We start from the raw sequence: 18,543 nt of genomic DNA, 5'->3' as shown, positions 1-18,543 counted from the left end.
CACCCTTCAGGGCAGGTCCAAAGGTTTGAACCCTAGACCCTGATCAGGCCTTGTGCTCGTCGATGTAAGTGATCGCGTCCTTGACGGTCGCAATCTTCTCGGCGGCATCATCGGGGATCTCGACACCGAACTCTTCCTCGAACGCCATGACGAGTTCGACGATGTCGAGGCTGTCTGCGCCCAGGTCGTCGATGAAGCTCGCGTCCTCGGTCACCTTGTCGGCTTCGACGCCGAGATGCTCGACGACGATCTTCTTCACGCGGTCAGCTGTCTCGCTCATGGTAGTTCCCTCTTCAAATCTGGGGGTTTTCGGTATTTCCTGAACGCACCTAGAACGCGGCAGTTCAGCGCGCAAGTTCAGATCATCGCCATCCCGCCGTTCACGTGCACGGTTTGTCCCGTGACGTAGCCGGCTTCACGGCTGGCAAGGTACACGATCGCCGCGCCGATGTCTGCGCCTTCGCCGAGGCGACCGGCCGGAATCTTGGCGGTGAGCGCGGTCTTCTGCGCGTCGGGCAGCGCGTCGGTCATCGGCGAGGTGATGAAACCGGGCGCGACGCAGTTGACGGTGATGCCGCGGCTGGCGAGCTCCTGCGCCATCGATTTCGACATGCCGATGAGGCCGGCCTTCGATGCGGCGTAATTGGCCTGCCCGGGATTGCCGGTGACGCCGACGATCGAGGTGACCGAGATCATCCGGCCGAACCTTGCCTTCATCATCGGCTTGGCGGCGGCGCGCATGAGGCGGAATGCGGCTTCGAGATTGACGCGAATGACGCTGTCCCAATCGTCGTCCTTCATCCGCATCGCGAGATTGTCACGGGTGACGCCGGCGTTGTTGACGAGGATGTCGAGCTTGCCGCCGAGTGCTTCGACGGCCTGGGGGACGAGCGCGTCGACGGCTGCTGCGTCGGAGAGGTTGCAGGGGAGTGCGACGTGGTCTCCGCCGAGGCTGGCGCGGAAGGCTTCGAGCTTGTCGGCGTTGGAGCCGGACACAGCCAGGCGGGCGCCTTGGGCGGCGAGGGCCTTGGCGATCTCGGACCCGATCCCGCCGGATGCCCCGGTGACGAGGGCGGTCATGCCTGTGAGGTCGAACATTTTGGTCTCCAGATTCAAAAAATTTGTTCGCGCAGAGGCGCGGAGGACGCGGACGGGCGATAGTTGTTGACGAGGCGGCGGACGCCCTCTCTCAGGGTGGCGCCGCCGAAGTTTATGAGCAGCCCGACGGGCTGTTTGGTCAGCCTGAGATAGGTCAGCAGTTGCTTGGCGTGGACGGGTAGGAGGCACTCGACCGATTTGATCTCGACGACCAAGCGGTCGTCAACAAGTAGATCAATCCGGAACGCAGCTTCGAAGTGCAAGCCTTCGAACTCAATATCGATCGGACGCTGGCGAGCAACGGTATAGCCCATGGCAACCAATCGACCCGCAAGGACTGCTTCGTAAACGCTTTCGAGCAGTCCAGGCCCCAGATCACGATGCAGTCGCAGAGCGACATCCAGGACGTCGCCGCTGACCACATCGATATCTTTCATGGGCTCTGCGTCCTCTGCGCCTCTGCGCGAAATCTACAGTACCTTAATCAACCCCTCGATGTCGTCCATCGTGATGACGCTCGTCGTCTCGACGTCGAGGGTGATGCGTTTGACCATCGGACTGAGCACTTTGCCGCCGAACTCGACGAAGTGGTCGACCCCCGCAGCGTGCATCGCCAACACCGATTCGCGCCAGCGGACCATGCCGGTGACTTGCTGGACCAATAGGTGACGGATCGCGCCGGGGTCGGCGACGGCGGTTGCGTCTACGTTGGCGAAAACCGGGACCAAAGGCGCGCGGAGGTCTGCGTCGAGAAGCGCGGCTTCCATGGCTTCGGCGGCGGGTTGCATCAGGGGGCAGTGGAAGGGGGCGGAGACGGGGAGCAACACCGCACGCTTGGCGCCGAGGTCCTTGGCCAGTGCGATCGCCTTTTCGATGGCGAGGCGGTGGCCGGAGATGACGACCTGCAAGGGGTCGTTGTCGTTGGCGACGGTGCAGATCAGTTCGGGGCCGCCTTCCGCAAGGATTGCGTCTACCGCGGCGCCAGCAATCACCTGCGCCTTTTCGAGGTCGGTGCCGAGCAATGCGGCCATTGCGCCCTCACCCACTGGTACAGCCGCCTGCATGGCGCGGCCACGCCGTTTCAACAACCGCGCGGTGGTCGACAGGTCGAGTGCACCAGCAGCGCACAAGGCGGTATATTCGCCGAGGCTGTGGCCGGCGACATAGTCGGCCTTGTCGGCAAGGCGGATGCCGCCTTCCTTCTCGGCGACGCGCAAGGTGGCGATCGCGTTCGCCATGATCGCGGGCTGCGCGTTCTCGGTAAGGAGCAGGTCGTCGGCGGGACCTTCGCTCATCAGGCGGAACAGATGCTGCCCGAGCGCCTCGTCGACTTCGGCGAACACCTCGCGGGCGGTGGCACTGGCGTCGGCGAGCGCCTTGCCCATGCCGACAGACTGGCTCCCCTGGCCGGGGAAGATGAACGCGCGCATGACCTCTCCTCTAAGTTGGGTCTTCGTTTGAGCGCGGGGCCTATAAAGGTGTGCGCCGAGTTGCAACTCCGCGAACCTGAACGAAGCCCGTGCGTTTGCGACAAATGGCGACCATTTCGCGCAGGCTGCGACATGCACCTGCGACAATCGGGTCCCAGATCAGGGATGACGCCGCACAACGGCGCCGTGTTTCAAACGGGAGATTACCCATGAAGAAGTTTATCCTCAGCGCACTGGCCGCTACCCTCGTCGTCAGCCCCCTGCTCGCCGCAGCGCCGGCCGAGGCACAGCAGCGCCGCGAAGTGACCACCGTGCGCCAGAACAACAATGGTCGCACCGTCGTCACCAGGAAGACCGTCGTCCGCCCGAACCAGTATCGCAACTGGCGCGCCGGCCAGCGCTTCGATCGCCGCTATGCGCAGAACTACCGGGTGATCACGACGTATCGCAACTATCGCCTCGCCGTCCCACCGCGTGGCAGCCAGTGGGTTCGCTCGGGCAACGACGCGATCCTGATCAACGGCCGCGGCAACGTGGTCCAAGTTCGTGGCGGCGCGTTCCGGTAAATCGGTAGGGCCGGACCTTGGGGGCGTAATAAGTACGCCCCCTCGCTCCACGCCCCGTCATCCTGACGAACGTCAGGATCCAGGGTTACGAGCGGCGGCATTTCTGGCTCTGGATCCTGACTTTCGTCAGGATGACGTGACTAGTTGAACGAAGCACACCAACCTTGCCTTTGCCGGATAATCGGCTAAGGCCCATTGCAACCGGGGTGAGAGATTCGCGTCTCTCGCCCCTGTTTGCATTCTAGACGACAGCCGGAGGGGTGCACGCATGGGGCGTGTATCAGCGATCGGCCAAGACGAAGGACAAGACATGGCTCTTTACGAGCACGTGTTCCTTGCGCGCCAGGATCTGGCACAAGCGCAGGTGGACGCACTGGCGGAAATCGCCACCAAGATCGTGAACGACAACGAAGGTCGGGTCGTAAAGACCGAGAACTGGGGCCTGCGTTCGCTGGCGTACAAGATCGCCAAGAACCGCAAAGCGCACTATGTCATGCTCGAGATCGATGCCCCGGGCAGCGTGATCGCAGAGCTGGAGCGCCAGACCCAGATCAACGAAGACATCATCCGTTACATGACGGTAAAGGTCGATACCCTCGAAGAGGGCCCGACCGTGATGATGCGCAAGCAGGATCGTGACCGCGAGCGTCGTGGCGACCGTGAAGGTGGCCGTGAAGGCCGTCCCGATCGTGGCGATCGTCCGGACCGTGGTCCCCGTCGTGACCGCGAAGAGGGAGCTGAATAAACATGGCACGTCCATTCTTCCGCCGCCGCAAGAGCTGCCCGTTCTCCGCCAAAGACGCTCCCCGGATCGACTATAAGGACGTCCGGTTGCTGCAGGGCTTCGTGTCCGAGCGTGGCAAGATCGTCCCGTCGCGTATCACTTCGGTGGCCGCAAAGAAGCAGCGCGAACTGGCTCAAGCCATCAAGCGTGCGCGTCATCTGGGCTTGCTGCCCTACATCGTTAAGTAAGGAGCGCCCACATGGACGTCATTCTGCTTGAGCGCGTCGAAAAGCTTGGTGCTATCGGCGACGTGGTGAAGGTCAAGGACGGTTACGCGCGTAACTTCCTGCTTCCCAACAAGAAGGCGCTTCGTTCGAACGAAGCCAACCGCAAGGTGTTCGAGTCGAACCGTGCGAAGATCGAATCGGACAACGCATCGCGTCGCAGCGATGCCGAGACCGAAGCGAAGACCTTCAACGACGCGACCGTGACCCTGATCCGTCAGGCGTCGAACACCGGCCAGCTCTACGGTTCGGTCGCGGTTCGTGATCTGGTCGATGCGCTGGTGGCCGACGGTCACAAGGTCGGCAAGTCGGCGATCGTGCTCGACAAGCCGATCAAGGCGATCGGTGTGTATACCGTCAAGGTATCGCTGCACCCCGAGGTGTCGGTGGCCGTTAAGGTCAACGTCGCCCGCTCGCCTGAAGAGGCCGAGATGCAGGCTTCGGGCGTCGACGTGATGTCGTCGATGTTCGAGCGTGACGAGGCTGGCTTCGTCGAGGATTACGATCCGAACGCAGAGCCCGGCGCGACCGCCGAAGCACCGCGCGACCAGGAGGAAGAGGCGCAGGGTTGATCCCTTCGCTTCCTTCTTGGCTTGCATAGAAAGGCCCGCCCGGAGTGATCCGGGCGGGCCTTTTCTTTTGTGTCTGCGCGACGGTTATTAGGGGCAGGTTACGCAGGCGCCTATCATGGCGGCGAAGGGGATCAGGGCGCAGAGGACGGGGACTAGGGTTTTCATGACCTGGCGACTCTTTGGGGAGGTGTTGCCGGGTTAATGCGCGGGGTCGGGAAAGGTTTCGCGGAGGTGAACGAATTTTGTACCGATCGGTTTTTCGGTGCGACCCCTTCTTTTTTCCCCAACCTCCCTCCGTCACCCTGGACCTGTTCCGGGATCTACCGCCCCACGATCTCCCCAGCCGTTGAGTTCGCGGAACGGTGGATGCCGGAACGAGCCCGGCATAACGGAATTATGGAGTCCCCCGCCCTTAGCCGTTCCCCCGCGAAGGCGGGGTCCAGGGTAACGGAACGCGGCACCGCTCGATCCTGGGCTCCCGCCTTCGCGGGAGAACGAGGAAGAGACCACCATCTGAAGAGACCCAGCCACCCTTCCGTCATCCTGACGAAAGTCAGGACCCAGGGTACCAGACGTTACGAGTGTGGCTCTGGGTCCTGACTTTCGTCAGGATGACGGCGGTTTTCGAGTTGGGCTAAAATGCCCAACCATTCCAAAACTCAGCTTTCGACGTTCTCCGGCCTCTCGATAAGCGCAGGCCCCTCGCCTAGCGCCAGTGCGTCGACCGAGGACACATCCTCCAGATCCCGCGCGCCCGTCTCGATGTTCAGGTCGCGGAATTTCCGACCGGTTACCATCAGGCGGCCGTTGAACGAGTTGGTGAAGCCGTTGAAGTTCTTCACCGCGCTGTTGAGGCCGACGCCGACCTTCCGCAGGTCGTCCGCCACCTTGGCGAGGCGATCGTGCATTTCCTTGCCGAGCTCGCCGATCTTCCGTGCTTCGTTGGCGAGTTTTTCCTGGCGCCAGACCGCCGCAACCGTCCGGGCGATGGCGATCAGGTTGGTCGGAGTCGCGAGCAGCACGCGCTTTTCGAAGGCGAAGTCCCAGAGCGTCGGGTCGTGTTCGAGCGCGGCGGAGAGGAAGTGTTCGCCGGGGACGAACATGATGACGTAGTCGGGCGTGTCGGCAAACTGGCTCCAATAGGCCTTGTTGCCGAGGCCGTTGACGTGCGCGCGCATCGAGGCGGCGTGCGCTGCTAGGCCGATCAGGCGCTCGGCGTCGTCGACCGCGCCGAATGCGTCCTGGTAGGCGTTGAGCGAGACCTTTGCGTCGATGACCAGTGCGCGACCGCCGGGGACGCGGATAATTGCGTCTGGACGCAACCTTGCCCCATCGTCGCCTACCGCGACCGAAACCTCCGTCTGGAAGTCGGTGTGCTCGCTGAGGCCGCAGGTTTCCAGGACGTTCTTGAGCTGCTGCTCGCCCCAGCGGCCGCGGGACTTGGGGGCGTTGCGGAGCGAGTTGACGAGCTTGGCGGCTTCGGTCGAGACCTTTTCCTGACCGAGGCGCATCTGCTCGATCTGGCCCTTGAGGTCGCCGAACGCGTCGCGGCGCTCGGCTTCGACCTTGGCCACGCCTTCCTCGTAGCGTTGCAGGCGGTCGCTGACGGGTTGGAGCATCGACTTGAGGTTCAGGCCGGCGGACTCTTCGGACTGGCGGAAGCGGGCGTCGGCGCGTTCGAGGAAGGTCTTCTGCGCATCGCTGAGCAGCTTGTTGGCGACGTCGCCGAACTGCGCGGCCATGACGTCCTTTGCCTCGCGGAGTTCGAGCAGGCGGGCTTCGAACGCTTCGCCTTGCGCCTTGAGCGTCGCGATCTCGGTGCGGGCTTCGTCCCGGTCGGCGCGGATCGTTGCGAGGTCGACGCGGAGGCGATCGGTGTCGGTGGCGCGCTCGGCGTTCTGTGCGCGGAGCGTTGCGAGGTCTTGCATTGCGGCGTTGCGTTCGCGTTCGACTGCGTCGCGGGCGGTGCGGATGAGGTCGGCGTCGGCGACCTTGGTTTGGGCGACGGCGAGTTCGCTGGCTAGGGCGGCGGCCCGGCGGGAGGCGAGGAGCCAGCCGAGCAGGATGCCGGCGGCTAGTGCGAGGACGGCGATGATGGCGAACTCAGCCATTTTGCGTCGCCGAAATTGGAGTGAAGTATAGGAAGTGCAGACGCTGGCGCAGCATTTCCTCGGGAGGAGATGGGGGCGTTAGCGGGCGGGTTTGGGGAGCGAATGGGGACGTCATGCTTGGAACATACGTCGAACGGTTGATGTAGGACAATCGGAATATTGTTTTGCCGCGGTGGCGGGAGTCCAGGGTTACTGGCGGTAGTGTTCGTGGTCCTGGACCCCCGCCTTCGCGGGGGAACTAGAAAGGGGGGGCTTCGACACCCTCGCCGAATAGCACCACCCCGGCGGAGGCCGGGGTCCAATTGGAAAGGTCGCAGTAACGAGGGACTGAACACCGTTGGCGACGTCCCCCAATTGGGCCCCGGCCTTTGCCGGGGTGGTTGCGTGTTGGGTGAGTAAGCCGCGCTCTCAGGTACGCACTCTCAGCACAGAGAGCAGCGACGCCCCCGCCCCTCAGCCCAGCTTGCGCTGCTTCGCCAGTTTCTTCAGCACCATGTCACGCTTGAGGCGGCTGATGTGGTCGATGAACAGCACGCCGTCGAGATGGTCGATCTCGTGTTGCATGCAGGTCGACAGCAGACCGTCGAAATCCTCCTCATGCGCAGCACCGGTCTCGTCGAGCCACTTCACGCGGCACCGCGCCGGGCGCGCGACTTCGGCATACTGCTCCGGGATCGAGAGGCAGCCCTCGTTGTACGTGGAGACCTCGTCGCTGACCGACAGGATCTCGGCGTTGATGTACGCCTTGGGGTTCTTGATCGGCTTGTCGTCCTCGTCCTTCTCCTCCTGGAGATCGATAACGAGGACGCGTTGCTGCACGCCGACCTGGGTCGCGGCGAGGCCGATGCCGTTGAAGTCGTACATCGTCTCGATCATGTCGGCGACGAGCGTGCGGATGGAGTCGTCGACCGTCTCCACCGGCTCGGCGACAAGGCGCAGGCGGGGATCGGGGACTTCGAGAACGGTCATGACGGTCATCCTGCGCAGCTAGGTTCCGCGCGGGGGTGCGTCAAGCACTTGGCTCAGGCCATTGGCCGCCTTGCCCTTAGTGCCTGCGCCAGCGTGCCCTCGTCGAGATAGTCGAGTTCCCCCCCCACCGGGAGACCGTGCGCGAGTTGCGTGACGCGGACGGGGAAGCGTTCGATGCGCTCGGCGATGTAGTGCGCGGTGGTCTGGCCCTCGAGCGTGGCGTTCATTGCGAGGACGACTTCGTCGATGCCGCCGGCTTCGATGCGGCGGACGAGGCTGTCGATGCTGAGATCCTCCGGACGGATGCCTTCGAGTGCGGACAGCCGCCCGCCGAGGACGTGGAAGCGGCCGGGGAACAGGCGGGACCTATCCAATGCCCAGAGATCGGCGACTTCCTCGACGACGCACAGCGAACGCTGGTCGCGGCGCGGGTCGGCACAGATCGCACACGGGTTGGTGGTGTCGACGTTGCCGCAGGTCGAGCAGTTCTCCAGCCGCTCGTCGACCGCGGTCAGCGCCTCGCGCAAGGGACCCAGCGCCGCGTCGCGCTTCTTGAGCAGATGCAGCACGGCGCGACGTGCGGACCGGGGGCCGAGGCCGGGGAGCCGGGCCAGCGCCTGCGTCAGCGCCTCGATCTCGGGGGATGCCATCAGGAACAGATAGGGGGTTGCGCGGCTCCCCGCCAGCGTGTTCGAGAGGGCCATGCGGATCATCTTCATGGGAACGCCGGACTTCGCAGTGCCGGTGCTGGAGGCCCTCGTCGCGGCGGGGCATGAATTGGTGGCGGCGTATTGCCAGCCTGCCCGGCCAGGGGGGCGGCGTGGGCGCGAACTGGTGCCGTCGCCCGTGCAGGTTCGGGCGGAGGCGCTGGGGATCGAGGTGCGGACGCCGGTGTCGTTCAAGGCGTCTTTGCCGGAGGGGCTGGAGGCGCGCGAGGCGTTTGCGGCCTTGAACGCGGATGTGGCGGTCGTTGCGGCCTATGGTCTTATTCTGCCGCGCGCGGTGCTGGAGGCGCCGCGGTTCGGGTGTCTCAACGTGCATGGGTCGCTGTTGCCGCGGTGGCGCGGGGCGGCGCCGGTGCAGCGGGCCATCCTTGCTGGCGATGCCGAGACGGGTGTCGGGATCATGCAGATGGAGGCGGGTCTGGATACCGGGCCGGTTCGGCTCGAGGGAAGGACGCCGATCGTCGGCAAGACCGCGGGGGATCTGACGTCCGAGCTGTCGGCGATGGGGGCGCGGTTGATGGTCGAGGTGCTGGGCGATCTCGACGCCTACCCTGCCCGGCCCCAGCCCGAGGACGGCGTCACCTACGCGGCGAAGATCGAGAAGGCCGAGGCGCGGATCGATTTCGAGCGGTCGGCGGTCGAGGTCGAGCGACTCGTGCGGGCGATGAACCCGGCGCCGGGGGCGTGGTTCGAGGTTGCCGGCGAGCGGGTGAAGGTGCTGGCGGCGGACGTGCTGCCGTTCTCGTTTCTTGGGTGCGAGGGTCTGACGGTCAACGGCGAGCTGACGATCGGGTGCGGCGACGGGGCGATCCGGCCGACCTTGGTGCAGCGCGCGGGGCGCGGCGTCACCTCGGCGGAGGAAATGCTGCGCGGGTTTCCGGTTCGCTCGGGGACGCAGCTTTGACGCGGTTCGCGTTGACGGTGGAGTTCGACGGGCGGCCGTTCATGGGCTGGCAGCGGCAGAAGCACGGACCGAGCGTGCAGGCGGCGCTGGAAGCGGCGGTGCTGAAGATGACCGGCGAGACCGCGTCGGTGCAGGCGGCGGGGCGGACCGATGCGGGTGTCCACGGGATCGCGATGCGCGCGCATGTCGACATCGCGAAGCCGCTCGCGGCGTTTCGGTTGATGGAGGGGCTGAATGCTCTGGTGAAGCCGGCGCCGGTGTCTGTGCTGGCGTGCGAGGTCGTCGATGAAGATTGGCATGCGCGGTTTTCGTGTGTCGGGCGGTCGTACGAATACCGGATTATTAATCGGCGGTCGCCGCTGACGTTCGAGGCGGGGCTGGCTTGGCAGGTGCCGCAGTTGCTGGATGCGGCAGCGATGGCGGAGGCTGCCGGGGCGCTGGTCGGGCGGCATGACTTCACGACGTTCCGGTCGGCGCATTGCCAAGCGGATAGCCCGGTGCGGACTCTCGACCGGCTCGAGGTGGTGCGCGAAGGGGAGCGGTTGTTCGTCTATGCGGCGGCGCGGTCGTTCCTGCATCATCAGGTGCGGTCTATGGTCGGGTGTCTGGCGCTGGTGGGTATGGGGCGTTGGGCGGTTGGCGATGTTGCGGCTGCGCTCGCGGCGAAGGACCGGGCGATGCTGGGGCTGAATGCACCGCCTGACGGGTTGTTCTTCGTGAGTGCCGTTTACCCTTAAGCTTGTGTCCCCGCGAGGGCGGGGACCCAGTCTGGGCCCCCGCCTTCGCGGGGGAACACGCTTCTTCGGTTAGCGGACGAACTTCGCGGCCAGCTCGACATGCGTCGACCAGCGGAACTGGCCGACCGGCTGGACCCAGTCGATCCGCCAGCCGGCGTCGCACAGTTCCTTCGCGTCGCGCGCGAAGCTCGCCGGATTGCACGAGACATAGGCGATTACCGGGGTCTTGCACTCCGCCAGCGCGGTCGCCTGTTCGCGCGCACCGGAGCGGGGCGGATCGATCACCACCGCGTCGAAGCGGTCGAGTTCAGCCACCGTCAGCGGCCGGCGATAGAGGTCGCGGTGCTCCGGGTAGACCGGACGTTGCGTACGGTGCGCGGCGGCCTTCAGCGAGCCGAGCGCGTCGCGCGCGCCTTCGGCCGCATAGACCTTCGCGGGAATCGCGAGCGTGAAGGTGCCGAGCCCGGCGAACAGGTCGGCGACCGTCGCGGGCTTGCCGATCGCCTCCAGGACGGCGGCGGTGAGTGCGGCTTCGCCATCGGGCGTGGCCTGGAGGAACGATGCGGGCGGGAGCGGCACGGGGACGCCGCCGAGCGTGATCGTGACCGCGTCGGGCTCCCAGCGCGTCTCGGGGCCGAGGCCATCATCGAAGGCTACGCGGGCGATCTTGTGGTCTTCGCAGAATTTCGTGAGCGCTTCTGCCGCGGGCAGGCCTTCGGGGGCGAAGCCGGTGATCAGGATGTCCGCGCCCTGGTCGGCGAGCGTCAGGTGGATGTCTGCACGACGACGGAAGTTGAGGCGCTTGAGCAACTGGCGGAGTGGCTGGACGAGCGCGAAGAGGCGCGGATCGAGGATCCAGCACTCCTTGATGTCGACGATTGTGTGCGCCTTCTCCGCAGTGAAACCGAGCGTGATCTTGCCGCCTTTGGCCTCGGCGTGGAGCGTCGCGCGGCGGCGGCTGCGTTCGGGGGAAATGTGCGGCGTGCGGATCGGGGCGGACAGGTCCTGGCCATCGAGCGCGGAGGCGATGCGGTCGGTGACGAACTCGGCATAGGCCTGGTCGTCGAGATGCTGGAGCTGGCAGCCGCCGCAGGTCGGGAAATGCACGCAGGGGGGCGTCTGGTGGTGTGGGCCGGGGATTACCGTGCCGTCGGCGGCGAGCGTGTCGCCGGGCGCCGAGAAGGCAGCGTGGCGTCCGTCGGCGGTCATGCCGTCGCCGCGGGCCGCGACGCGGACGATGGTGTCGATGCTTGTGTTGGAGGTCATAGCGACGCTCTGGCCGACCTTAGCGCTTCCGCCAAGTCGTCGGCGATGAATGCGGGCCCCAATCGGCGGGCAGCGTCACCGTGGAGCCACACTCCGGCGCAGGCTGAGTCGAGCGGATCGAGCTTTGCCGCCAGCATCGCGCCGATCGCACCGGAGAGGACGTCGCCAGTGCCGGCGGTGGAGAGCCAGTCGCTGGCCCCTTGCGCGATGCGGACGCGGCCGTCTGGGGCGGCGATGACGGTGTCGGCGCCTTTGAAGACTACGACTGCGTTGGCGCGGGTGGCGGCGTCGCGGGCTCGGGTGATCTTGTCGGTGTCGGATTTGCCGAAAAGCGCGTCGAACTCGCCGGCGTGGGGGGTGAGGATGACGGGGACTTTCAGGGCCTTGATGTGGTCCGGGTCGAGGAGGCGGAGGGCGTCGCCGTCGATGATGAGGGGATGGCCTGCGTTTAGCGCCGCTTCGAGGCGAGCCCGGGCGGTGTCGTCGCGGCCGAGGCCTGGGCCGATGACGAGTGCGCCGATGCGATCGTTGGCCAGCGCCTGATCGGAGAACGGCGTGCGGACGAGCGCGTGTGGGGGGCCTTGGCTGTCGCCGAGCAGGGTCACGTAACCGGCACCGGCGCGCATCGCGGCGAGGGCTGCAAGGTCGGCGGCGCCGGACATGGTCCCTGCGATGATCGCGACCATGCCCCGGGTGTATTTGTGCGAGTCGGGCCCGGGGGTTGGGAGCGATGGGGTTTTGAGAACCTCGGCTTGGCTGACGGTGGGGACGCCGATGTCAAGGAGGCGGATCTGGCCGCAATAGCGCGCGGCGGGTTGGAGGAGGTGCGCTGGTTTTACCGCGCCGAGCGCAAGGGTGAGGTCGAAGACGGGCGGCGTGCTGAGCGCTTGGCCGGAGTCGGTGGCGAGGCCGCTGGGCAGGTCGACGGCGATGCTGAGCAGCGCGGCGTTGCCGAGGGAGTGAAGACACTCGACCACAGACCGTTCCCGCGCGGACGCGGGGGCCCAGCTAAATTCCAAGCGCTCACCTAACGGCCTATCCTGGGCCCCCGCGTCCGCGGGGGAACGGTTTGGGGTGGGGGTCGTAATGGCGTCGAGCGGGCGCGTCAGGCCGCTGCCGAACAGCGCGTCTACGAGGATCGGCGCGTGTTTCGCCTCCGCCAGCGTTTCGATCGGGCCTAGCCACCCTGCCCTCGCCGACTTTGCCGCATCCGTCTTGGGTTCCGACAACGCCGCTACGCGAACTGGCACACCCATTTCCGCCAGCACGCGGGCGGCGACATAGCCGTCGCCGCCGTTGTTGCCGGGGCCGCAGAGGATCAGGACTTCGTTCGTGCCCGCGAGCCGGCGGACTGCCTCAGCGATTGCAGTGCCGGCGCGGTCCATCAGTGTTTCGACCGAGACTCCGGTGGCGATCACCGCATTTTCCGCCGCGCGCATTTCCGCGGCGGTCAGGATGGGTTGGCATTCGATTCGGATCATGACGCCTTGACGGTCGCCGGGAGGTGGTAGCGGTTGCCGCCCAGTGCGACCTCGATGCCGTCGCCACCCAAGATCGTGACCTTCGCGACCTCGGCACCGTCGGCGGCGATCACGCCGCGACCGTCCTGCGTCACCAGCAACCGGCGGAAGGCTCCGTCGGGATGGCGGATCGTCAGGATCAGGCCATCCTTGCCTTGCGCCTGCTCGATCGTGCAGGTCGAGGCGAACGCGGCGCCACCCTGTGCGCAGGCGATACGGGTGTCGCTCGACGTTTCCGCACGCTGCTTTGCCTCGACGTCCGCGCTGGACGGCCCGCGCCCGCACGCTGCGAGCGGGAGCGAGAGAAGCGCGGCAACTGCCAGTATTCGTTTAGATATCCGCGTAGACATGGGTTTCGGCTGCGGCTCCAGGGTGCGTGACGGCACCCTTGTACGCGGGGCCGACGGTCTTCGCATAGCGCCAGAGTGCGCCCGAGCCGTAATCGTTGGTGCGCGGCACCCATGCCGCACGGCGCTCCGCCATCACGTCTTCGGGCACGTCGAGATCGATCGTGCCGGCTTCGGCGTCGATGTGGATGATGTCGCCATTCTCGACCAGCGCGATGGGGCCGCCGTCCGCGGCTTCGGGACCGACATGGCCGATGCAGAAGCCGCGCGTGCCGCCCGAGAAGCGGCCGTCGGTGATCAGCGCGACGCTCTCGCCCATGCCGAGGCCATAGAGCGCGGCGGTGGTCGACAGCATCTCGCGCATGCCGGGGCCGCCCTTGGGGCCTTCGTAGCGGATGACGATGACTTCGCCTTCGTTGATCTCGCGCTTCTCGACGGCGGCGAAGGTGTCTTCCTCGCAATCAAACACGCGCGCCGGGCCCGAGAACTGGAGGCGGTGCATGCCCGCGACCTTCACGATCGCGCCGTCAGGGGCGAGACTGCCGCGTAGGCCAACGACGCCGCCGGTGGGCGTCAGCGGGGTCTTGATGTCGTAGATGACCTTCTGGTCGGGGTTCCAAGTCACCTGGTCGATGTTCTCGCCCAGCGACTTGCCCGTTACCGTCAGGCAATCGCCGTTGAGGAAGCCGCCGGCGAGCATCGTCTTCATCAGCATGTAGACGCCGCCGGCCTCGTACATGTCCTTGGCGACATACTTACCACCGGGTTTGAGGTCCGCGATGTACGGCGTTGTCTTGAATATCTCGGCGACGTCGAACAGGTCGAATTCGATACCGGCTTCGGACGCCATCGCGGGGAGATGCAGCGCCGCGTTGGTCGATCCACCGGTCGCGGCGACGACGCGCGCAGCGTTGATGAACGCCTCGCGCGTGCAGATGTCGCGCGGACGGATGTTGTCGGCCAAGCACTCCATGACCTGCGCACCGGCGGCGACAGCGATCTGTTCGCGCGTGGTGTAAGGAGCCGGCACCATGTTGCTGTTCGGGATCGACAAACCGATCGCTTCCGCGACGCAGGCCATCGTGTTGGCGGTGTACTGGCCGCCGCATGCGCCGTGGCCGGGGCACGCGACCTTCTCGATCGCATGGACTTCGGACAGCGGGCACGCGCCGGCGGCGTATTTGCCGACGATCTCGAACACGTCGACCACGGTGACGTCGCGGTCCTGATAGCGGCCGGGCAGGATCGAGCCGCCATAGACGAACACGCTCGGGATATTGAGGCGAAGCATCGCCATCATCATCCCGGGCAAGGATTTGTCGCAACCGGCGAACCCGACGAGCGCGTCGTAGCAATGGCCGCGAACCGAGAGTTCGACCGAGTCGGCGATGACTTCGCGGCTGACGAGGCTCGCCTTCATGCCCTGATGGCCCATCGCGATGCCGTCGGTGACGGTGATCGTGTTGAACCGGCGCGGCATGCCGCCGCCCTGGATGACGCCGGCCTGCGCGGCATCGGCCTGCGCATCGAGCGTGGTGTTGCAGGGCGCGGAGTTGTTGCCGGCGGAGGCGAGCGCGACGAACGGACGCGCGATCTGCTCCTCGTCGAGGCCCATGGCGTAGTAATAGCTGCGGTGCGGGGCGCGTTCGGGGCCGACGGAGACGTGGCGGCTCGGCAGGCGCGATTTGTCGAATGTGCGGGTCATGGCGAACGCCTATGTCGCGGGAGGGGGCGTTTGCGCAAGAGAGTTGCGTCGATTTTTAATTGGGAGGGCCGCGATCGGGGTCGTCATCCCGGCGCAGGCGGGGATCCAGAATGGCAACGGTAGGTGATCTTGATGGTGAGCTCTGCCGGTATGGGTTCCCGCCTCCGCGGGAATGACGATAGCCGCTCCCCTCCCTGAAAGGGAGGGGTTGCGGGTGGGTTGGGCTGTTGGCTGACGCTCCGATCACCAAGCGGCCTACCCACCCCCGGCCCCGCCCTTTCAGGGATGGGGGCAGAAGAGCGCGCTCGGCGCTCCGTTGACGGAGATCAGAGGCCTTCGAGGGCCTTGGCCACGCCGTCCATCGTGAAGGGCTTTTGCAACCGGGGGCGGTCGCGGAATTCCGGCGCGACGCCGTCATCGCCGCCGCCGGTGGCGAAGACGAAGGGGACGCCCTTGGCCGCTAGGGCCTCGGCGACCGCGGTACTCTTTTCGCCACCGCGCAAGTTCACGTCGAGGATCGCGCCGTCGACGCCGCCCTCCTCGATCCGCTTCAAGGCGTCGGCGACGGTGTCGAAGGACCCTGCGACGCCCTTGTCCAGCACCTCGAGAAAGTCCTCGAGCATCATGGCGATCAACGGTTCGTCCTCGACGATCAGAATCTGCTGGGGGAGGATCTGCTGGGTAGCGGTCATGACATGCGCATAGTCGGGATTGTTACGACTTGCCAACATCTTGTTCAATTCTTCCCGGGGTCGCTTCAGCGCGTGGCCAGCACGTCCCGCGCCGCTTCTGCGAGTTCCTGTACCGAGAAGGGTTTCGGCAGGAACGAGACGTTGTCGAGATCGATCGATTTGCGCAGTTGTTCCTCCGCATAGCCCGACATGAACAGGATTGGCAGGTCGGGATATTGTTCACGCACGTGCCGCACCATCGTCGGGCCATCCATTTGCGGCATGACGACGTCGCTGATCAGCAGGTCGGGGCGACCGTGCTTGGCGAGCACCTCCAGCGCGACTTCGCCGTTCTCCGCGGTGAGCACGGTATAGCCCTGTCGCGACAGCGCACGTTCGGCGACCGCGCGGACCATGTCCTCGTCCTCGACCAGCAGGATCGTGCCGGTGCCCCACAGGTCGACCGGCTTGGGCGTGGGCTTCACCACCGCGGGGCGCGTCGTCGCGGGGGCCGAGTGGACCGGCAGGTACATCGAGAAGGTGGCGCCCTGCCCCGGCTTGCTGTCGGCGAAGATGTAGCCGCCGGACTGTTTGACGATGCCGTAGACGGTGGAAAGGCCGAGGCCAGTGCCCTTGCCGAATTCCTTGGTCGTGAAGAACGGCTCGAAGATCTTGGGCAGCACGTCGGGGGGGATGCCGGTGCCGGTATCCTGGACGATCAGCGCGGTATAGTCGGCGACGGGCAGGATATCGGACGCCATCTCGCGCACTTCGGACGCCGGCACCGCGCGCGTGGTGATGGTGAGCACGCCGCCGCCGCGCGCGTTCGCCGAGACGATCGCGTCGCGCGCATTGACCGCGAGATTGACGACGACCTGCTCGAGCTGGCCGGGATCGGCGCGCACCGGGCCGAGATTACGGCCGTGGGTCATGTCGAGGCGGACGTTCTCGCCCATCAGGCGCTTGAGCAGGTTCGATACCTCGGAGACGACGTCGGGAAGCTGGAGAATCTGCGGGCGGAGCGTCTGCTGGCGCGAGAAGGCGAGCAGCTGGCGCGTCAGGCTGGCGGCGCGATTCGAGTTGGTGCGAACCTGCTGGATGTCATCGTAGTCGCTGTCGCCAGGCGAATGGCGCATCAGCATCAGGTCGCAGTGGCCGATGATCGCGGTCAGGATGTTGTTGAAATCATGCGCGACGCCGCCGGCAAGCTGGCCGACCGCCTGCATCTTGGTGGCCTGCGCGACCTCGCGCTTGAGGCGGCTCTCCTCGCTATTGTCCTTGAGGCTCAGGAGCACGGCGGCGTCGCCGAGCCCGCGGGCGCCGGCGATGGTCAGCGCGACCGGCTCGTCGGGGTGATCCTTCAGCCGGACGGCCATGTCGGCGGAGTGCGTCGCGCCGTTCGCGAATTTGCGGATCGCGTCGGCGACCGCGGCCTTGTCCTCGCGAACGACCAGGTCGCCCGGATAGAGCGGCGGGGCGACCGCGTTGACGCCCGCCGCGCGCAGGAACGAATCGTTCATCTGCAGGAAGCGGCCGTCGCGATCGACCAGCGCCATGCCGAACGGCATCATGCTGACGAGGCTGCGGACATGCGCGGAGGCACTGGCGCCGAGCGCGGGCGCGTCCTCCTCGTCGTCAAGCAGCGCGACCAGCACGGGCGCGTCGTCGCCTTCGAGGAACGGGATCTGGAGGACGCGGAGCGGCGTGCCTTCGAGGCCTTCGCGCTCGAACCGGACGAGGCCGCGGCTGTCGGTGATGAGGAAGCGGGCAAAGTCGCGACCCTGGATCGAGTCGTATTCGTCGCCGCACGCCCGCGCTCTCAGCACGCGGTTGGCGGAGCGGACGCGGCCGTCGGGCGAGAGCAACGCCGCCATGATACCGCTGCCGCCGAGCCGGTCTCCGGTCGGGCCGGTCAGCAGCGCGGCGAGCGTCTCGGCGAGGTCGTGCTCCTGCGCAGTGACGAAACGCCAGACGAGCATGTCGGCATCGTCGCCGGCGCGGGCGATCTGTGCGGAGAGCTGGATGCCCTGCGTGTTGAGGCGCTCGACCTGCGCGGTGCCGTCGCGCCACGCGGAGCGGCCGGCGTCGGCGAGCGCGGCGATGCCGGCTTCGTCGAGCGGGAGGCCTGGGGGCGTCGGGAAGCCTGCGAACAAGGCTTCGTACGCGTCGTTGGCGCAGACCAGGCGGCCGGCGCGGTCGGTGATGGCGATGGCGTCGGCGCCGGCTTCGGCGACGGTGCGCGTCAGGTCCCAATCGACCGGACGGGGAGCATCCTTGGCGACCGGGTTGAGCAGGCGCCAGGCGATCAGTGCGCCGATGACGACGATGGCAGCGGCGAAGAAACCGGCGGCGGCGATCCAGCTGCCGACGAGCAACAGCACGATCGCGGCGGCGGCGGCCCCCGAGGCGACGGCGACGAGCGCGGCCTTACGAGCGGAGGTGGGTAATGCGAACGATGCCATCGCGGGGGGTCATCCGCTGTTGCGGGGTTAGGCGTCAAGCGGGTTGCGTGGATTGGGGGTGATGGCATCGTTCCGTACGATGCTTTGGTAAAGACGCATCCCCCCGGCGACCACCCCGGCGAAGGCCGGGATCCAATTGGGGAACGTTGCTGACGAAGGACCGCGCTTCGTTACTGCGACCTTTCCAATTGGGCCCCGGCCTTCGCCGGGGCGGTAGATAAGGACACTTCAGCATTCCGCTCCCCCCCGGTCGAGGTGGGGCCTGCGCTATAGGCGGTAGCGTTTGTGGTTCCTGGCCCCCTGCCTTCGCCGGGGAACCGGGGTGGGCCGCCAAGCAGGCGACGGCGATCTTCTGCTCCCCTCCCTGAAAGGGAGGGGTTGGGGGTGGGTCGGCCGGTTGGCGTACGTCACGCTTTCCAAGCGGCCTACCCACCCCCAGCCCCTCCCGCTTG

Annotated in this window: 19 protein-coding genes; 6 read left to right on the top strand and 13 right to left on the bottom strand. The window is 66.3% G+C overall.

All coding sequences use genetic code 11. The features are described from left to right. Positions 1-43: 43 nt before the first annotated feature. The 4 genes from H8S47_RS07100 to fabD form a co-directional block, all read right to left on the bottom strand. Positions 44-280, bottom strand: coding sequence for an acyl carrier protein (locus H8S47_RS07100; protein WP_031393971.1), 237 nt, complete (start codon positions 278-280; stop codon positions 44-46). Positions 281-357: 77 nt separating this feature from the next. Further along, positions 358-1,098, bottom strand: a complete 741-nt coding sequence (gene fabG / locus H8S47_RS07095) for a 3-oxoacyl-[acyl-carrier-protein] reductase (RefSeq protein ID WP_187503206.1) — start codon at positions 1,096-1,098, stop codon at positions 358-360. Between the two features lie 14 nt (positions 1,099-1,112). Continuing rightward, positions 1,113-1,535, bottom strand: a complete 423-nt coding sequence (locus H8S47_RS07090) for a GxxExxY protein (RefSeq protein ID WP_187503205.1) — start codon at positions 1,533-1,535, stop codon at positions 1,113-1,115. Between the two features lie 33 nt (positions 1,536-1,568). Continuing rightward, positions 1,569-2,528, bottom strand: coding sequence for an ACP S-malonyltransferase (gene fabD / locus H8S47_RS07085; protein ID WP_187503204.1), 960 nt, complete (start codon positions 2,526-2,528; stop codon positions 1,569-1,571). 209 nt (positions 2,529-2,737) lie between these two features. On the opposite strand from fabD, the gene H8S47_RS07080 reads away from it, so the two are divergent. The 4 genes from H8S47_RS07080 (at position 2,738) to rplI (ending at position 4,674) form a co-directional block, all read left to right on the top strand. Beyond that, positions 2,738-3,094: an RcnB family protein gene (locus tag H8S47_RS07080; RefSeq protein WP_187503203.1), complete on the top strand. Its 357-nt coding sequence runs from the start codon at positions 2,738-2,740 to the stop codon at positions 3,092-3,094. A gap of 310 nt (positions 3,095-3,404) precedes the next feature. Further along, positions 3,405-3,839 (top strand): 30S ribosomal protein S6, encoded by a 435-nt coding sequence (rpsF, locus tag H8S47_RS07075; RefSeq protein ID WP_056050884.1) that lies wholly within the window; start codon positions 3,405-3,407, stop codon positions 3,837-3,839. A 2-nt stretch (positions 3,840-3,841) separates the two neighbouring features. Then, positions 3,842-4,066 carry a 30S ribosomal protein S18 gene (gene rpsR, locus H8S47_RS07070; RefSeq protein ID WP_031393978.1) on the top strand — a complete coding sequence of 75 codons (225 nt, stop codon included), beginning with the start codon at positions 3,842-3,844 and terminating at the stop codon, positions 4,064-4,066. Positions 4,067-4,077: 11 nt separating this feature from the next. Then, positions 4,078-4,674 (top strand): 50S ribosomal protein L9, encoded by a 597-nt coding sequence (gene rplI, locus H8S47_RS07065; RefSeq protein WP_056050886.1) that lies wholly within the window; start codon positions 4,078-4,080, stop codon positions 4,672-4,674. Positions 4,675-5,333: 659 nt separating this feature from the next. Here the strand turns inward: rplI and H8S47_RS07060 are convergent. The 3 genes from H8S47_RS07060 to recR all read right to left on the bottom strand — a co-directional run bounded on the left by H8S47_RS07060 (position 5,334) and on the right by recR (position 8,404). After that, positions 5,334-6,785, bottom strand: a complete 1,452-nt coding sequence (locus tag H8S47_RS07060) for a DNA recombination protein RmuC (RefSeq protein WP_187503202.1) — start codon at positions 6,783-6,785, stop codon at positions 5,334-5,336. A gap of 453 nt (positions 6,786-7,238) precedes the next feature. Beyond that, the gene (gene def / locus H8S47_RS07055; RefSeq protein WP_132739170.1) at positions 7,239-7,763 is read right to left on the bottom strand and encodes a peptide deformylase; all 525 of its coding nucleotides are present in this window, start codon (positions 7,761-7,763) and stop codon (positions 7,239-7,241) included. A gap of 44 nt (positions 7,764-7,807) precedes the next feature. Further along, positions 7,808-8,404, bottom strand: a complete 597-nt coding sequence (gene recR / locus H8S47_RS07050) for a recombination mediator RecR (RefSeq protein WP_056052820.1) — start codon at positions 8,402-8,404, stop codon at positions 7,808-7,810. A 52-nt stretch (positions 8,405-8,456) separates the two neighbouring features. On the opposite strand from recR, the gene fmt reads away from it, so the two are divergent. Beyond that, positions 8,457-9,383: a methionyl-tRNA formyltransferase gene (gene fmt / locus H8S47_RS07045; protein ID WP_187503201.1), complete on the top strand. Its 927-nt coding sequence runs from the start codon at positions 8,457-8,459 to the stop codon at positions 9,381-9,383. Beyond that, positions 9,380-10,120, top strand: a complete 741-nt coding sequence (truA, locus tag H8S47_RS07040) for a tRNA pseudouridine(38-40) synthase TruA (protein ID WP_187503200.1) — start codon at positions 9,380-9,382, stop codon at positions 10,118-10,120. The genes fmt and truA overlap by 4 nt, the downstream gene beginning before the upstream one ends. 69 nt (positions 10,121-10,189) lie before the next feature. On the opposite strand, the gene H8S47_RS07035 is transcribed toward truA, so the two are convergent. The 6 genes from H8S47_RS07035 to H8S47_RS07010 form a co-directional block, all read right to left on the bottom strand. Further along, a complete protein-coding gene (locus H8S47_RS07035; protein ID WP_187503199.1) occupies positions 10,190-11,386 on the bottom strand; it encodes a class I SAM-dependent RNA methyltransferase in 1,197 nt (398 codons plus the stop codon). Beyond that, the gene (locus H8S47_RS07030; protein WP_187503198.1) at positions 11,383-12,867 is read right to left on the bottom strand and encodes an NAD(P)H-hydrate dehydratase; all 1,485 of its coding nucleotides are present in this window, start codon (positions 12,865-12,867) and stop codon (positions 11,383-11,385) included. Before H8S47_RS07030 ends, H8S47_RS07035 begins: the two co-directional genes overlap by 4 nt. After that, positions 12,864-13,256 (bottom strand): hypothetical protein, encoded by a 393-nt coding sequence (locus tag H8S47_RS07025; protein ID WP_214654990.1) that lies wholly within the window; start codon positions 13,254-13,256, stop codon positions 12,864-12,866. The genes H8S47_RS07030 and H8S47_RS07025 overlap by 4 nt, the downstream gene beginning before the upstream one ends. After that, positions 13,237-14,958: a dihydroxy-acid dehydratase gene (gene ilvD / locus H8S47_RS07020; protein WP_187503197.1), complete on the bottom strand. Its 1,722-nt coding sequence runs from the start codon at positions 14,956-14,958 to the stop codon at positions 13,237-13,239. Before ilvD ends, H8S47_RS07025 begins: the two co-directional genes overlap by 20 nt. 326 nt (positions 14,959-15,284) lie before the next feature. Then, positions 15,285-15,650: a response regulator gene (locus tag H8S47_RS07015; protein ID WP_187503262.1), complete on the bottom strand. Its 366-nt coding sequence runs from the start codon at positions 15,648-15,650 to the stop codon at positions 15,285-15,287. Positions 15,651-15,715: 65 nt separating this feature from the next. After that, positions 15,716-18,091, bottom strand: a complete 2,376-nt coding sequence (locus H8S47_RS07010) for a hybrid sensor histidine kinase/response regulator (protein WP_187503196.1) — start codon at positions 18,089-18,091, stop codon at positions 15,716-15,718. Positions 18,092-18,543: the final 452 nt, after the last annotated feature.

The sequence above is a fragment of the Sphingomonas albertensis genome, assembly GCF_014358075.1.
Classification (GTDB): Bacteria; Pseudomonadota; Alphaproteobacteria; order Sphingomonadales; family Sphingomonadaceae; genus Sphingomonas; species Sphingomonas albertensis.
Note: the sequence above shows the minus strand (reverse complement) of the source record. Positions and strands in the feature narration are given on the sequence as shown.

What these genes read in the sequence shown, in the direction of transcription:
- H8S47_RS07100 (WP_031393971.1), bottom strand. Translation starts at nt 280, where the DNA reads ATGAGCGAGACAGCTGACCGCGTGAAGAAGATCGTCGTCGAGCATCTC.
- fabG (WP_187503206.1), bottom strand. Translation starts at nt 1,098, where the DNA reads ATGTTCGACCTCACAGGCATGACCGCCCTCGTCACCGGGGCATCCGGC.
- H8S47_RS07090 (WP_187503205.1), bottom strand. Translation starts at nt 1,535, where the DNA reads ATGAAAGATATCGATGTGGTCAGCGGCGACGTCCTGGATGTCGCTCTG.
- fabD (WP_187503204.1), bottom strand. Translation starts at nt 2,528, where the DNA reads ATGCGCGCGTTCATCTTCCCCGGCCAGGGGAGCCAGTCTGTCGGCATG.
- H8S47_RS07080 (WP_187503203.1), top strand. Translation starts at nt 2,738, where the DNA reads ATGAAGAAGTTTATCCTCAGCGCACTGGCCGCTACCCTCGTCGTCAGC.
- rpsF (WP_056050884.1), top strand. Translation starts at nt 3,405, where the DNA reads ATGGCTCTTTACGAGCACGTGTTCCTTGCGCGCCAGGATCTGGCACAA.
- rpsR (WP_031393978.1), top strand. Translation starts at nt 3,842, where the DNA reads ATGGCACGTCCATTCTTCCGCCGCCGCAAGAGCTGCCCGTTCTCCGCC.
- rplI (WP_056050886.1), top strand. Translation starts at nt 4,078, where the DNA reads ATGGACGTCATTCTGCTTGAGCGCGTCGAAAAGCTTGGTGCTATCGGC.
- H8S47_RS07060 (WP_187503202.1), bottom strand. Translation starts at nt 6,785, where the DNA reads ATGGCTGAGTTCGCCATCATCGCCGTCCTCGCACTAGCCGCCGGCATC.
- def (WP_132739170.1), bottom strand. Translation starts at nt 7,763, where the DNA reads ATGACCGTCATGACCGTTCTCGAAGTCCCCGATCCCCGCCTGCGCCTT.
- recR (WP_056052820.1), bottom strand. Translation starts at nt 8,404, where the DNA reads ATGGCATCCCCCGAGATCGAGGCGCTGACGCAGGCGCTGGCCCGGCTC.
- fmt (WP_187503201.1), top strand. Translation starts at nt 8,457, where the DNA reads ATGCGGATCATCTTCATGGGAACGCCGGACTTCGCAGTGCCGGTGCTG.
- H8S47_RS07035 (WP_187503199.1), bottom strand. Translation starts at nt 11,386, where the DNA reads ATGACCTCCAACACAAGCATCGACACCATCGTCCGCGTCGCGGCCCGC.
- H8S47_RS07030 (WP_187503198.1), bottom strand. Translation starts at nt 12,867, where the DNA reads ATGATCCGAATCGAATGCCAACCCATCCTGACCGCCGCGGAAATGCGC.
- H8S47_RS07025 (WP_214654990.1), bottom strand. Translation starts at nt 13,256, where the DNA reads ATGTCTACGCGGATATCTAAACGAATACTGGCAGTTGCCGCGCTTCTC.
- ilvD (WP_187503197.1), bottom strand. Translation starts at nt 14,958, where the DNA reads ATGACCCGCACATTCGACAAATCGCGCCTGCCGAGCCGCCACGTCTCC.
- H8S47_RS07015 (WP_187503262.1), bottom strand. Translation starts at nt 15,650, where the DNA reads ATGACCGCTACCCAGCAGATCCTCCCCCAGCAGATTCTGATCGTCGAG.
- H8S47_RS07010 (WP_187503196.1), bottom strand. Translation starts at nt 18,091, where the DNA reads ATGGCATCGTTCGCATTACCCACCTCCGCTCGTAAGGCCGCGCTCGTC.